Origin of the sequence: Vibrio sp. CB1-14, from assembly GCF_040412085.2 — a bacterium.
GTDB lineage: Bacteria > Pseudomonadota > Gammaproteobacteria > Enterobacterales > Vibrionaceae > Vibrio > Vibrio chaetopteri.
In genome coordinates this window covers 873,211-887,720 of sequence record NZ_CP115921.1, presented here as the reverse complement: position 1 = coordinate 887,720, position 14,510 = coordinate 873,211, and the positions used below count along the sequence as shown (strand labels likewise).

14 protein-coding genes are annotated in these 14,510 nt (G+C 47.2%); 11 read left to right on the top strand and 3 right to left on the bottom strand.

Annotation, left to right across the window (positions count from 1 at the left end):
- Positions 1-35 precede the first annotated feature (35 nt).
- The 4 genes from PG915_RS19875 (at position 36) to sstT (ending at position 4,158) form a co-directional block, all read left to right on the top strand.
- Complete coding sequence (locus PG915_RS19875; protein WP_042500368.1) at positions 36-380, top strand: phasin family protein; 345 nt, start codon at positions 36-38, stop codon at positions 378-380.
- A gap of 141 nt (positions 381-521) precedes the next feature.
- Positions 522-2,282, top strand: coding sequence for a class I poly(R)-hydroxyalkanoic acid synthase (phaC, locus tag PG915_RS19870; RefSeq protein ID WP_353500125.1), 1,761 nt, complete (start codon positions 522-524; stop codon positions 2,280-2,282).
- A complete protein-coding gene (locus tag PG915_RS19865; RefSeq protein WP_353500124.1) occupies positions 2,272-2,670 on the top strand; it encodes a MaoC family dehydratase in 399 nt (132 codons plus the stop codon). The genes phaC and PG915_RS19865 overlap by 11 nt, the downstream gene beginning before the upstream one ends.
- Before the next feature lie 270 nt (positions 2,671-2,940).
- On the top strand, positions 2,941-4,158 hold the full coding sequence (gene sstT / locus PG915_RS19860; RefSeq protein ID WP_353500123.1) for a serine/threonine transporter SstT: 1,218 nt from the start codon (positions 2,941-2,943) through the stop codon (positions 4,156-4,158).
- Between the two features lie 101 nt (positions 4,159-4,259).
- On the opposite strand, the gene nagA is transcribed toward sstT, so the two are convergent.
- Genes nagA through PG915_RS19845 form a run of 3 tightly spaced genes read right to left on the bottom strand, consistent with a single transcriptional unit; the run spans position 4,260 to position 7,015 of the window.
- Positions 4,260-5,396, bottom strand: a complete 1,137-nt coding sequence (nagA, locus tag PG915_RS19855; RefSeq protein WP_353500122.1) for an N-acetylglucosamine-6-phosphate deacetylase — start codon at positions 5,394-5,396, stop codon at positions 4,260-4,262.
- A gap of 31 nt (positions 5,397-5,427) precedes the next feature.
- A complete protein-coding gene (locus PG915_RS19850; RefSeq protein ID WP_353500121.1) occupies positions 5,428-6,318 on the bottom strand; it encodes an N-acetylmannosamine kinase in 891 nt (296 codons plus the stop codon).
- On the bottom strand, positions 6,299-7,015 hold the full coding sequence (locus PG915_RS19845) for an N-acetylmannosamine-6-phosphate 2-epimerase (protein ID WP_353500120.1): 717 nt from the start codon (positions 7,013-7,015) through the stop codon (positions 6,299-6,301). Before PG915_RS19845 ends, PG915_RS19850 begins: the two co-directional genes overlap by 20 nt.
- Positions 7,016-7,264: 249 nt before the next feature.
- Between PG915_RS19845 and PG915_RS19840 the strand changes: the two genes are divergently transcribed.
- The 7 genes from PG915_RS19840 to PG915_RS19810 all read left to right on the top strand — a co-directional run bounded on the left by PG915_RS19840 (position 7,265) and on the right by PG915_RS19810 (position 14,462).
- Positions 7,265-8,230 (top strand): sialic acid TRAP transporter substrate-binding protein SiaP, encoded by a 966-nt coding sequence (locus PG915_RS19840; protein WP_353500119.1) that lies wholly within the window; start codon positions 7,265-7,267, stop codon positions 8,228-8,230.
- Between the two features lie 78 nt (positions 8,231-8,308).
- Entirely contained in the window at positions 8,309-8,818 is a 510-nt protein-coding gene (locus PG915_RS19835) for a TRAP transporter small permease (RefSeq protein ID WP_042500613.1), read from the top strand.
- Between the two features lie 9 nt (positions 8,819-8,827).
- Complete coding sequence (siaM, locus tag PG915_RS19830; protein WP_042500360.1) at positions 8,828-10,111, top strand: sialic acid TRAP transporter large permease SiaM; 1,284 nt, start codon at positions 8,828-8,830, stop codon at positions 10,109-10,111.
- Between the two features lie 54 nt (positions 10,112-10,165).
- Positions 10,166-11,056, top strand: a complete 891-nt coding sequence (locus PG915_RS19825) for a dihydrodipicolinate synthase family protein (RefSeq protein WP_353500118.1) — start codon at positions 10,166-10,168, stop codon at positions 11,054-11,056.
- A gap of 157 nt (positions 11,057-11,213) precedes the next feature.
- Positions 11,214-12,047: a MurR/RpiR family transcriptional regulator gene (locus PG915_RS19820; RefSeq protein WP_353500117.1), complete on the top strand. Its 834-nt coding sequence runs from the start codon at positions 11,214-11,216 to the stop codon at positions 12,045-12,047.
- A 168-nt stretch (positions 12,048-12,215) separates the two neighbouring features.
- Positions 12,216-13,367 (top strand): N-acetylneuraminate epimerase, encoded by a 1,152-nt coding sequence (locus PG915_RS19815; protein WP_353500116.1) that lies wholly within the window; start codon positions 12,216-12,218, stop codon positions 13,365-13,367.
- Between the two features lie 12 nt (positions 13,368-13,379).
- The gene (locus PG915_RS19810; protein ID WP_353500115.1) at positions 13,380-14,462 is read left to right on the top strand and encodes a YjhT family mutarotase; all 1,083 of its coding nucleotides are present in this window, start codon (positions 13,380-13,382) and stop codon (positions 14,460-14,462) included.
- The last annotated feature ends 48 nt before the right edge of the window (positions 14,463-14,510 follow it).

The following is a 14,510-nucleotide window of genomic DNA, read 5'->3' as shown; positions in this document are numbered from 1 at the left end:
TGTTCATCAAAAAGACGTTTAAAAGGAAGCTAACCATGCAAAATCAAGCCGCTCTAGAAGCAGTAAATGCTCAACTACAATCTGTTCTTAACCCATTTGCTAACTTCAGCCAACTGGTTGCGAAGAACGTAGAAACACTATCAAAAATGCAGATTGAAACTTTGACTGCATACAGCGAGTTGACTAACGAAAACCTACAAAGCCTTGTGGCGGTGAAACAACCACAAGATCTGATGAACCACGGCAGCAAACAACTCGAGATCATTACTAAAGTAAGCCAGCGCCTACTGGAAGACGGTCAAAAGCTAAGCCAGATTGGTAACGAGTTTAAAGCCGCTGTTGATGAAATTTCGGCAAGTTCAATTACGCCAAACAAGTAATCTTGGCTCCGCTTTTTGAGATGGGCGTACCTCGTTAATAACTATTCGTTTATAAACATCAGTTTCCGAGCATGAGTTTCTAAACATACGTTTCTAAACATGGTGTCGCCCTCTATTTTCTATGCAATAAAGGATGAGAAGATGGAAAATAAGCCCCCATTCCAAGATGTCATCGATAGTTACTTTCAAGCCACCCAAGGTTGGTTTGATGCGTTTCAAAAGCCTACTCAATCCACCATCTTCAAATCTCAAGTCGAAGACTGGAGTCAGCTCGCACAATCTGTCGCTAGCAACCCTACCAGTATCCTAGAGCAGCAAATGACATGGTGGAACCAACAGATAAACCTGTTTAATGACTGTATTTTGTCGACCAGCGAATCTACCGCTAAAGAGACAGATCCCCGTTTTAGAGATGAAAGCTGGTCTGAAAATCCGATGTATAGCTACATCAAAGAGAGTTATAAACTGGTCTGTAAATCGGTACTCGATACCATTGGTAATACCCAAGATATCGAACCAGAAGCAAAAGAGCGCCTCGAGTTCTTTGCGCGCCAGTTTCTCAATGCGATGTCACCAAGTAACTTCATCACAACCAACCCAGAAATCATGAAGCTGACGCTAGAGTCCAACGGTGAGAACCTCATCAAAGGCCTCGACCAATTGCAGAAAGATATGAGCAAAAGCGTAGACATGCTCAATATCCGTATGACCGATAGCGAAGCGTTTGTGGTTGGCGAAAACGTTGCGGCGACAGAAGGCAAAGTGGTATTCAAAAACCATCTGTTTGAGCTTATTCAGTATCAAGCGACAACAGAAGAAGTGTACAAGCGTCCGATGATGTTGGTGCCACCTTTTGTGAACAAGTACTACATCATGGATTTGAATCAGCGTAAGTCATTTGTGAAATGGCTGGTCGATCAAGGCCACACCGTATTTATGATCTCTTGGGTTAACCCGGATGCATCGTACCGTGATACTGACTTTGGCCACTACGTGATAGACGGCATCATCCCGGCGCTGGATGCGATTGAAGCCCAGACTGGTGAGCGTGAAGTGAACGGACTAGGCTATTGTATTGGCGGTACACTGCTTACAGCCGCGATGGCCTATCTTGCAGGAAAGCGTCGCAAGCAGCGCATTAAATCAGCCACGCTATTAACCACGATCCTCGATTTCCAGCAGCCTGGTGAGCTTGGCATCTTTATCAATGACCCGATGATTTCGGCTATTGAGTCTCAAAACAACCATCAAGGCTATATGGACGGGCGCCAAATGGCGGTGTCGTTCAGTTTGCTTCGTGAAAACAGCCTTTACTGGAACTACTACATCACCAACTACCTGAAAGGTGAAAAACCTGTCGCGTTTGATCTACTGCATTGGAATAGCGACAACACCAATGTGCCAGCAAGTTGTCACAACCAAATGCTGCGCCAGTTCTATCTAGAAAACAAACTCAGCCAGCCAAATGGCATTGAGATTGACGGTATTGGTATCGACCTTACCAAAGTGAAATCGCCAACTTTCTTCCTTTCCGCTATCGAAGATCATATCGCGCTTTGGAAAGGCACCTTTAAGGGCACGGATCTGCTAAGCGGTCAAAACACTTTTGTACTAGCGGAAAGCGGACATATTGCCGGCCCGATGAATCATGCGGATTCAACCAAGTATGGCTATTGGACGAATGACAAAGTGGATACGGACGCCGACACTTGGCTTGAGACAGCAGACAAGCACACTGGCTCTTGGTGGGGACACTGGCAAGAGTGGCTTGATGCGCGTAATTTCTCACAGAAAATTGAGGCTCGCGTGCTTGAAGGTGAGCTTGACGCACCGGGAAATTATGTAAAACAACGCATTGAAGACGTACTAAACACGCAAGAGGAGAGCTGCCATGTCGCTTGAAGTAGGACAATACGCGAGCCTAAGTAAAACACTCGATAAAGCGGCCGTAGAACAGTTTGCCTCGTTAGCGGAAGATTATAACCCGGTTCATTTGGATGAAGCCTTTGCCGCAATGACACCGTTCGAGGTGCCGATTGTGCATGGTATGTTAGGCGCGAGTTTAGTGTCTGGACTGCTGGCATCAAAAATCCCGGGGCCTGGTGCTATTTATCTTGGGCAAACACTACAGTTTACCTGCCCAATCCGTGTAGGAGAGACTGTGACCGCTCGCGTAGAGGTCACTGAAGTGCGAGAGGATAAACCCATCGCTAAACTGCTAACTCAAGTACTTAATGAGCAAGGAAAAGTCGCCATCAAAGGCGAAGCGACGGTCATGCTTCAAGGCTAAAACTGAGTCAAAAAAATCGTTCTCGATCCCCAAAAGGCAGCTAACGCCGCCTTTTTCGTGTCACGAACACTAAATTACCCAACATTTACAACCATTAAACTCAACAATAACAACTAAATCATTCAACAATTGAATTATTTGTAGACACATCATCCTGTCTTGCTAAGATACCGAACGCAAACACACTTTATTACATAATAACTGCACTAGCGGAATGGTGCTGTCTAAGACCATCACGACTCAGTGCAGAATCTATACAGGGATATAAAAATGCAAAGTTCTAGCATCCTTGCCCGTTATGCGAATGGTAATCTGGTTCTGCAGATCCTCGCGGGTATCGTTTTTGGTTTTATCCTCGCTGTCGCGTCTCCAACAACTGCTCAAAGCTTCGGAATGCTTGGTAGCTTGTTTGTCGGAGCACTTAAAGCTGTCGCCCCAATTTTAGTTTTCATTCTTGTCGCAGCTTCTATTGCCAACCAAAAGAAAAACCAAACCACGCATATGCGTCCAATCGTTGTGCTGTACCTCATTGGTACATTCTCGGCGGCGCTTACTGCAGTTTTGCTTAGCTTCCTTTTCCCAACCGAGCTTACCTTGGTTGCCGGCGCGGAAGGAGCAACGCCACCGCAAGGTATTGGCGAAGTTCTACACACACTGCTGTTTAAGCTGGTCGATAACCCAGTTAGCGCGCTGATGAACGCCAACTACATCGGTATTTTGGCGTGGGCAATTGGTCTGGGTTTAGCCCTGCACCATGCCTCTGACACTACCAAGGCGGTATTTGAAGATCTGAGCCACGGCGTGTCACAAATCGTACGTTTCATCATTCGTCTAGCCCCATTTGGTATTTTTGGCCTAGTGGCGAACACCTTCGCAACAACTGGTTTTTCTGCACTTGCTGGCTACGCACAACTTCTGTTCGTTCTGCTGCTTGCTATGGCAATCATTGCGCTGGTTGTAAACCCAATCATTGTCTACGTGAAGACCAAAGAAAACCCATACCCGCTTGTGTTCCAATGCCTACGTGAAAGTGGTGTGACAGCGTTCTTCACACGCTCAAGTGCGGCTAACATCCCAGTGAACATGACACTGTGTGAGAAGCTGGATTTAGATGAAGACACTTATTCTGTTTCTATCCCGCTAGGCGCGACCATCAATATGGCAGGTGCAGCGATCACCATTACGGTGCTGACTCTAGCGGCTGTGCATACCATGGGCATCGAAATCGATATCTTTACCGCACTACTACTTAGCATTGTTGCTGCGGTATCTGCTTGTGGTGCATCAGGCGTCGCTGGCGGTTCGCTGCTACTTATTCCTCTAGCGTGTGGTCTGTTTGGCATCTCAAACGATGTCGCAATGCAGGTTGTTGCGGTTGGCTTTATCATTGGTGTGATTCAAGATTCTGCCGAGACAGCGCTGAACAGCTCAACTGACGTGGTATTTACTGCGGCCGTTTGCAAAGCAGAGCAGAACAAGCAGGGTTAATATCCGCTAGCATCCCAACTTCAAAGGGCTGTGTCATCGACACAGCCCTTTTTCTATCTCGCATTCAGATATCTCAATGATTAAAGACGTGCCCATGCTACTTAGCTAAGAAGTTGGCCATCCACCATCACGTGTGAAGCACGATAGTCCGAGTTGAGAATGGTGACAGAGGCTTTACTGCCCGACTTTAGAGTGCCTAAATCGGAACGATTTATCGCTCGTGCAGGGTACATCGAGGCCATGCGAAATGCTTCAGCCTCTTCGATTCCCCACTGAATGACGTTGGCAACAGATTGATCCATACCGATATGTGCCCCAGCGAGTGCTCCTTGCGCGTTAACCAGTCGACCGTTTTGAACACTGATCTGTTCACCGTCAAGAACAAAGCTATTGCTGATGCTACCTACGCTCGCCATCGCATCGGTGACGATCAATAGTTGCTGCTGACGTTTGAGACGCTTCGCCAGCATTACGTTCGCCGAGTCCACGTGAATGTCATCAACGATGATAGAACACCAAGCATGATCGGCCATTAAAGCAGTTCCTACAACACCGGGGTCTCGCCCTTCCAACGGAGACATCGCGTTAAACAGATGAGTAAATCCGTCGATCAATGGCAACTTTTCACCAGATAACTCATGACTTGATGCATTGCTGTGTCCACAGGAAACCACCACGTCATTGTTCTTTAACCAGGCCAAGACCTCGGTATCTACGCACTCTGGCGCCAAGGTGACCAACGTTGTGCCCATCGCTAACCAAGGAAACGATTCAAGTTCAGAAACACTTGGGGCGTAGAACTTACCCGCATCATGAGCTCCTTTCTTATTAGCATTAAGCCAAGGGCCTTCGAGATGGATGCCCGCAACACCCGGGATTCGCTGCTCAATGGCATTGGCTACGGCGTTTAATGCGTTGGTCATGTCCGTTGTAGTGGCACTGATCAAAGTAGGCAGTAAATAGGCCGTCCCGTGTTTACGGTGTGCTTTACATATCGTATTGATGCCCTCAACGGTCATCGTGTTGTTGAACATCACCTCGCCGCCGCCATTGACCTGAATGTCGATAAAGCCCGGAACTATGGTCTTATCTGGATAATCGTCATAGGAAAGATCCGAAGGCACCTCCGCTTTAGGAAGGATATCGACGACAATGTCGTCTCTATACACAAGTACAGAGTCGAAATGAAACGTCGTACCATCAAATATTCTGTGTGCCGAAATGCCGCGTAGTGTCATAACCTTAGTTCATCCCTAAAATAATCATCAATCAGTGCTGAGCGTTACTATTATCCAGCGACAACGAAAATTGCTCTGCTGCTCCAAGCAAACAAGCATCATAGTCCCCAGATGCTTTGGTGATTGGAACTCTAAATGCCGCAGGCTTTTGCTGTATATACTCGTCGACAAGTTCCATGTAGTGGCTCGCTAATCCGACCCCACCACCTAATACGACTAGGTCGAGATCATAGGTTGCCTTTAGATTCGTACACAGCACGGCTATCGCTTGTGCGCTTCGCTTTATTATTGCCATTGCGCTTGCGTCGTTGCGGGCAAGCTCAAACAATTCAATATTGGAAATAGTCGGGTTAATGGTTGCTTGAGCGACTTTGTTAATAGCCGTACCCGAGGCAATCGCCTCTACACAGCCATTCTGTCCACAACCACAATCAGGGCCATTAATATCTATTACAGTATGACCAATATGGCCAGCTAGCCAATTAGAGCCTTTGTGCAGCTTGCCATCAATGATAATTCCGCCACCGACACCCGTTGAAACCGTCACATACGCCATGTTTTTGACAAGATTTGCATGCGATTTAAACTCAAAGCACGCTGCTGCTTGCGCATCATTAAGCATGGCCACCGGCCTATCACTAGTACGTTCAACTTCGCGATGGAGCGCAAAAGGCTGAGGAAATGGCAGGGTATCTGGGTTAATGGATGTTATCCCTTCAGGTTTTACCCAACCCGTGGTCGATATTCCGATGTTCTGAGCTTTTTCCAGCCACTCAGAGCAGGGAGAAAGAATGTGATTCGCAAACTCCCGCACATCAATCGTCGATGGCGTGGCTATTTGAGTTCGCTCAATAAGCTTTCCGTTTTCGACCATGCCCAAAGCGACTTTGGTGCCTCCAATATCAATAGCTAACGTGCTCATTTTGTTTTACCTCTGCGCGTGTTGCCGTATTGAACCACTGAGTGACGACTTCCAACCTTGTCAGTGCAGACCCGACGGTCACTGCGATCGCACCATTTGCAATAGCTTTAGCCGCAAGTTCGGGCGTGTTATATCGACCTTCAGCCATTGTAAAATACCCTGCGTCTGCGAACTGTCTAACAAGTAGCAAATCGGGTTCTGTCGGTTCAACTTCTCCGACATAACCTGAGAGCGTCGAACCAATAATGTCGACCCCATACTCAGCCGCCCAGCGTCCGTCTTGAAAACATGAACAGTCGGCCATTGCAAAACACTCTGAGTCTTTGATCGCGTCAGCGATAGCCTCACGAGTCTCTGGACGAACCCTATCTGTCGCGTCAAACGCGATGATGGATGCGCCTGCTATTTCAAGCTGCTCCACATCTTTTATGTACGGTGTAATTCTGACCGGACTGTCAATAAGGTCACGTTTCACAATGCCAATAATTGGTATAGTGACCTTCTCAGCGACGGCAGCAACGTTCGCGATTCCCTCAATACGAAGTGCTTTAGCACCGGCCGTTTGCGCGGCTAATGCCATAGCCACAATAAACTCCGTATTTTCCAGTGGACTGCCGACAACAGGTTGGATAGATACTACCGTTTGCCCTCGTAACTGCTCTTTTAATTCTCTGATTTTTAGACTTTTATCTCTCACGTCGAGCCTCTCGTCCTTCAATAAAATCTACGGATACCGGCATAACATATCCAGTCAAAATCTACATAAAGTCATCTATCAATAACTAGACTTGGTTAAATTTTGTCCGCGATCACAGTTTGTGAAAAGTTGATTTGAAAATAATCTTCACGACCATAATAATCCATAACGAAGATTTTTTTCAAACAAAATAAAAATTTTTTTTGAAGTGGTTAGATCTCATAAAACGAATGGACAAAAGGGAACATTATGAAAGCCATAAACAAAATCACTATCGCTATGCTGACAGTAGGGTGTGCATTATCAGTACAAGCGGCTACAACACTAAAAATGGGTATGCAAGCGTCTGTTGGCTCTGTGGAGTACACCTCCGCGAAACTACTGGCTGATACAGTGGAAGAGATGAGTAAAGGCGAGATCAAGATTGCTCTGTATCCTAGCGCGCAGCTCGGTGACGACCGCGCCATGCTGCAACAGCTCACTTTAGGTGATCTGGACATCACTTATGCAGAATTTGGCCGAATGGGCTTATGGATACCACGAGCGGAAGCGGTGACATTGCCGTATGTAGCTAAAGATTACGAGCATCTGCGCCGCATGTTTGATTCCGAGTTCGGTCAGGGTGTGCGCGAAGAAATGCTGACTAAGTTCAACTGGCGTGCACTCGATACTTGGTACAACGGAACTCGAGAAACCACATCAAACCGTCCACTCAATTCTATTGAAGACTTCAAAGGACTCAAACTTCGTGTTCCTAACGCGAAGCCTAACCTCAACTACGCTAAATTGTCTGGTGCTTCGCCAACGCCAATGGCGTTTTCAGAGGTTTACTTAGCCCTGCAAACTAATGCTGTTGACGGCCAAGAGAACCCATTACCAACCATCAAAACGATGAAGTTTTATGAGGTTCAAGACAACCTCGCGATCACCAATCATATCGTCAACGACCAGATGGTGATCATCTCAGACTCTACATGGCAAAAACTATCAGAGTCAGAGAGAAAAATCGTTCAAGACGCTGTTTTGAAAGCGGGTGAAGCGCATACCGCATCGGTGAAAAAACAAGAAGCTGAGCTGATCTCTTTCTTTGAGGCTGAAGGTGTCACCGTGACTTACCCAGAACTTGCGCCTTTCCGCGAAGCAATGCAGCCGTTGTACTCAGAGTTCGAGGCGAAAATTGGTGAATCTATCGTTAAAAAGCTAGCAGCGATGTAAAGGCAGCTATCAATTCGTGAAGTAAAGAATTGAAATTGACATCTTGGCTGGCCACTTTGGCCAGCCTTGGAGCAGAAAATGATAAGCAAACTATTTAAAAATATTGAAGAAATTATCACGGTTCCTCTCATGGCAGCACTGCTTGTTGTCTTGACTTGGCAAATCGGAACACGCTGGTTGCTCAATGACCCATCGTTGTGGAGTGAGGAGCTCGCACGAGTCCTATTTATGTACATGTCTCTCATTGGCTGCGCCATCGCAATCAAAAGAGGCACGCACGTAAACATCACCTTTTTTTCAGACAAGCTACCGCAAACCCTTCGTTATTCTCTCGTCATCGCACTTGAGTTGGCGGTACTGGTCTCAATTTTCGCGATTATTTACCTTGGTTACCAACACGTTCAGAGAACTGCTTTCTTCGAGCTCATTACGTTGGGTGTATCCAGTGCATGGATGAACTACAGCCTGCCACTAGGCGGTGTATTCATGGTCATTCGACAAATCGAAAAACTCATCGCCATTGGTATTGAGTTTAAACAAGCAAGTAAGGCAGACACGCCTAGTTCTTCACAAGTGGCTGAGAGGTAAGGAGTTCTCATGGCAGGTTCTATTTTTGGCTGGCTCGCGTTGCTGTTTGCAGGTATGCCCGTTGGCTTCTCACTTATTTTTGTAGCCTTACTATTCTTAATCCTCACCAACAGCACAGGCATCAACTTTGCCGCCCAGCAGATGCTTGGCGGGATAGACAATTTCACCTTGCTCGCGGTACCCTTTTTCGTACTTACCGGACATTTGATGAATAGCGCTGGTATCACCGAGCGTATTTTCAACTTCGCTAAGTCGATGGTCGGTCATGTTACGGGCAGCCTAGGCCACGTAAATATCATGGCTAGCCTACTTTTCTCAGGCATGTCAGGCTCTGCACTGGCCGACGCAGGTGGGCTTGGCCAACTCGAAATCAAATCGATGCGTGATGCCAAATACCATGACGACTTCGCCGGTGGTTTAACAGCAGCCTCATGTATTATTGGACCATTGGTTCCTCCTTCGGTGCCACTGGTGATCTACGGGGTCGTATCCAACACTTCGATTGGCGCGCTATTCTTAGCGGGTGCTGTGCCAGGCATTCTATGCTGCGGCGCACTCATGGTCATGAGCTATTTTATTTGTAAAAAGCGCGGCTACATGACGCTGCCAAAAGCCACACGCAAAGACCAATTTAAATCCTTTAAAGAAGCGTTTTTATCACTGATGACGCCAGTCATCATCATCGGCGGCATCTTTTCTGGCAAATTCACACCAACGGAAGCGGCTGTTGTTTCATCACTTTACGCGCTATTTCTTGGTACTGTGGTTTATAAGCAACTGACCTTTGTTGGTTTCATCGATATTCTAAAAGAAACCGTAAACACTACAGCCGTAGTTGCGCTCATGGTAATGGGTGTCACCGTCTTTGGATGGATCGTTGCTCGTGAGCAGCTTCCTCAAATGCTGGCTGACTATTTCCTAACCATTAGTGATAACCCGCTGGTACTGCTGCTTCTTATCAACTTGCTGCTGTTGTTCCTTGGCACCTTTATCGAGTCACTTGCACTGCTATTACTGCTGGTTCCATTCTTGGTTCCTGTCGCAGGCGCGGTAGGCATCGACCCTGTGCACTTTGGTGTCATGGCGATTCTAAACCTAATGATTGGCATTCTAACGCCGCCAATGGGTATGGCACTCTACGTGGTATCTCGAGTTGGTGACATTCCATTCCATGTTTTGACTCGTGGTGTTATTCCTCTATTAGTGCCGCTGTTTATTGTACTTGCACTCGTTGCTGTGTTCCCTCAGTTCACCTTGTTCTTGCCAGAACTATTCCTCGGCTACGGGAAATAATTAAGTTCTGAGCCAAAATTTGGCTCAGAGCGAACTTACTATAGGATGTTAAAAATGAATAAGTTAACCGGCCTCATTGCCGCACCGCACACCCCCTTTGACCGTAACAATCGAGTTAACTTTAGTGCTATCGATCAGATTGCTGCGCTACTTATTGAGCAAGGCGTGACAGGGGCATATGTCTGTGGCACCACAGGTGAAGGCATTCACTGCTCTGTTGAAGAACGTAAGGCCATTGCTGAGCGCTGGGTACAAGCGGCTGATGGCAAGCTGGATTTGATCATCCACACTGGCGCTCTCAGTATTGTCGATTCAATTTCCCTAACAGAACACGCCGAAACACTCGACATTCTTGCCACATCTGCGATTGGTCCTTGTTTTTTCAAACCAGGTTCCGTTGACGACCTTGTTGACTATTGCGCCTCAATCGCGAGTGCTGCGCCATCGAAAGGCTTTTACTACTACCATTCCGGTATGTCTGGAGTCAGCCTCGACCTTGAGCAATTCTTAATTAAAGGTAACGAACGGATCCCAAACCTGTCTGGCGCCAAGTTCAACAATGCGGATCTCTACGAGTATCAACGCTGTTTGCGCGTCGCTGATGGTAAGTTTGACCTGCCATTTGGTGTGGATGAGTTCTTGCCTGCTGGTCTTGCTGTTGGTGCAATCGGTGCGGTGGGCAGCACATACAACTACGCAGCCCCGTTATACCTTGCTATTATTGAAGCCTTTAAACGAGGGGACCAAGCGCAGGTCACTTCACTAATGGACAAAGTTATCGCCATCATTCGAATCCTTGTGGAATATGGTGGAGTCGCAGCTGGCAAAGCCGCAATGGAGATACATGGTATTGACGCTGGTGATCCTAGAACACCGATCCGAGCGCTAACATCAGCACAAAAAGCCGATGTAGTAGCGAGAATGCGCGACATCAACTTCGTTTAATCGCCTTGCTCACAGTCGTTGGCACCACCACACCAACGACTTTGAATAAGCGAAAATCGATTTTTTGAGATTTCCCGAGAACAGCACAAATGTCAGTGTAAAACCATTCGGGAGTCTGATACTTTCTAGTTTACGACACAAAAGATAAGGGGATGCCGTGGGCTCACCAAGCAATTTGCTGGTTCGTTTGAGATCCAATATGGAACCACTCAGCAAAAAATTAAGGCAGGTTGCCGATTACATCTTGGACAACGCGCAAGATGTGCAGTTTCAGACCATTACTGATCTTGCTCGGAACACCCAAACCAGTGAAGCTACGGTCGTCCGATTATGTCGAGACATGGGCTATAAAGGCTATTCCGATTTTCGTATGGCGCTTGCTGTCGATTTGAGCCAAAGTGGCAGTAAGCCAAAATCGGATCACGACGGCGACATCTGTGACATCTCTGCGAGCAGCGCAATCGATAGCCTTCAAGACACTGCCAAACTCATAGACCGTAAGTCACTCGATAGAATTTGCGCGCTGGTTCATGATGCCTCGTTTATTGGCTGTGTCGGTGTAGGCGCATCCAGTATCGTTGGTCGCTACCTTGCTTATCGGCTTATCCGAATCGGCAAAAAAGCCATTATGTATGAGGATACGCACCTCGCCGCGATGAACGCGCGTCGCTCTAGCGAAGGAGATCTTTGGTTTTCGGTGTCTAGTTCAGGCTCAACCAAAGAGGTGGTTCATGCCGCGAAACAGGCATTCAACCAAAACGTGCCCGTAGTCGCTTTAACCAACATTAACCACAGTCCACTGTCTGCTATTTCTACAGAGATGCTCGTTGCAGCGAGACCAGAAGGGCCGTTAACAGGTGGCGCTTTTGCTTCCAAAGTTGGTGCGCTGCTGTTGGTTGATGTGTTAATCAACTCTTTGCTTGAGAAGTATCCTGAATACAGCGAATCGGTTATGGAAACCGCTGAGGTGGTCGTTCCACTCATGTCATAAAAGCCACTTACCTATCAACAAGCTCATCTTTTGATGGGCTTTTTTATTACCCATTCAAAATATAATAAAAATTATTTTTATTATAACGAAGATCAAAGAATATTATCTCCAAAGATCGATAATAAGGTTGCTTTTTAACCAAGTAGTACCTTCGATAAAGGAAGAAATATGAACATTAGGAAAATGGTCACTTTGGTGGGACTTTCGACTTTGCTTGTTTCCGCAGTGGCAACAGCCAAAGATGCATGGCCAGATCTACCACAAGGCATAAAAAGTGGCGTGAGTGCGCAGATTGGTAACAAGCTTTATGCAGGGCTAGGCTCGTCAGGACAGGCATTTTACATGCTAGATACCACTAGACCTGAACTAGGCTGGCAGCAACTTAGTGACTTTATCGGTCCGGCTCGAAATAGCGCAACAGCGACCGCCATCGGCTCGAAGATCTACGTATTCGGCGGAGCAGGAAAAACCAGCCCTGACGCCCTATCTCCCATCCTTTTTGACACAGTTTACCAGTTTGATTCCCTTTCAAACCGTTGGAGTATGATAGAGACTCAAAGCCCTGTTGGTCTGCTCGGCGCGGCCTCGTACTCGCCTAATGACAATCAGGTGATTTTCTTTGGTGGTTACAACAAGCGATTTTTCGATCAGTACCTCTCGGATATTACTACTACCGATAAAAAAGCGCAGCCTGACAAATGGCAGTCCATCGTTGATCGATACATGGGCATGGCTCCTCGAGATTACAACTGGAACGATCTCGTCATTAGTTATTCGCCAAGTACCAACACATGGAAAACTGTAGGCACCAACCCTTACATTCCAAATTGCGGCTCTGCACTCGTTGCCAATGATACTATCGCCACCCTAATCAGCGGAGAAATCAAGCCAGGTTTGAGAACAGCAGAAGTGAAGCAATACCAATTTGGTAAACCACAGCCTTGGACAAGCCTTTATGCTCTACCAGCTCCAAGCGATTTAACCCGTCAGGAAGGGGTAGCCGGCGCCTATAGTGGCATGAGCAATGGTGCGATGATTGTCGCCGGTGGAGCAAACTTCCATGGGGCGAAAAAGGCCTTCGAGCAAGGGAAGCTATTTGCACACAATGGATTTAGCAAAGCCTTTAACCCTGAGATCTATGTACTTGTCGATAATTTGTGGCAACAGGCAAATAACCTACCCACTGGCTTAGCTTACGGAGCGTCGTTTACCACTAAGTCTGGTGTGCTGATAGCAGGAGGAGAACAAACAGATCGCTCCGCAAGCAATAAGGTATATCTGTTGAGCTGGAACGGAAAGAGTGTCGATATTCAAGACTAGGGAACCTTAAGTATGGCGATTCAACTTTCTCATTTACCTTCATTTCCTGTCCCAATAAAAAACGGTGTTGGAGGATTGCTTGGCCGCCGCCTCTACGCTGGCCTTGGCAGTGCAGGGACGCGCTTTTTTTATTTGGATGTCGATCAGCAGCCGCTTTGCTGGAAGCCTGCCCCCTCTTTCCCTGGTGTCGCGAGGAATGATACGGTTTGTGCATCCAATGGTCGTGAGATGTACATCTTCTCTGGTGCTGGAAAACTCAACCCAGAGGATCCACTTACGGTACTTATGGATGGCTATGTATTTTCATTGGAAACCGAGTCTTGGCAGAAAATCGACACAAGCCTCCCTGTAGGATTACTTGGCGCTAGTGCTGACTTTGTTGATGAGAAACACTTGCTGTTCTTTGGCGGGTATTGCAAAGAAGTATTTGATCGCCTATTTGCCGAGCTCGCCAATTGTAAAGGTGCCACAGAGCAGCAGCGCACTTTGGAAGCGTTTATGTCTCAGTCTATAGACCGCTATGGGTGGAACCAAGACATTTGGCAGTTTGACATCGCCAATCCTAGTTGGCATATCTATAGCGATAACCCCAACGGTGCGACTTGTGGAGCAAGCCTGGTCAAACACAAGCAACTGTTTGTTTTGATCGAAGGGGAAATTAAGCCAGGGCTGAGAAGCCTTAAGACCACAGGTTATCACTTCCTAGAGGGACAAAAGCTATCCACGCAGGCTCTGCCACGGATAGTCGACCATTATGATGGTCACGAAGGCATCGCTGGAGGGTATTCCGGCCTCATCAACAACACGATCACACTAGTAGGGGGCGCATATTTTATTGGTAGCCAATCCAATTTCGCTCAAGGTCGAAACTACAGCCATCAGGGGCTCACCAAGCATTACAGTGAGAGCATATGGCAGCTGGATAGCGATGATGGATGGAAAGAAGCGGGAAAAATGCCAGAAGGGTGCGCTTACGGCGTCAGTATTATGGTTGACGACAACTTGATAGTGATTGGCGGAGAGCTAGCCAGCGGCTGCGCTAGTGACCGCTGCTTGGCCATCTCCGATACCAGCCGCGAAAGCTCGGTGTGTTAAACCTAAAATCCTAATAAAAAAGGGGCTAGGGTATCCCCCAGCCCCTTT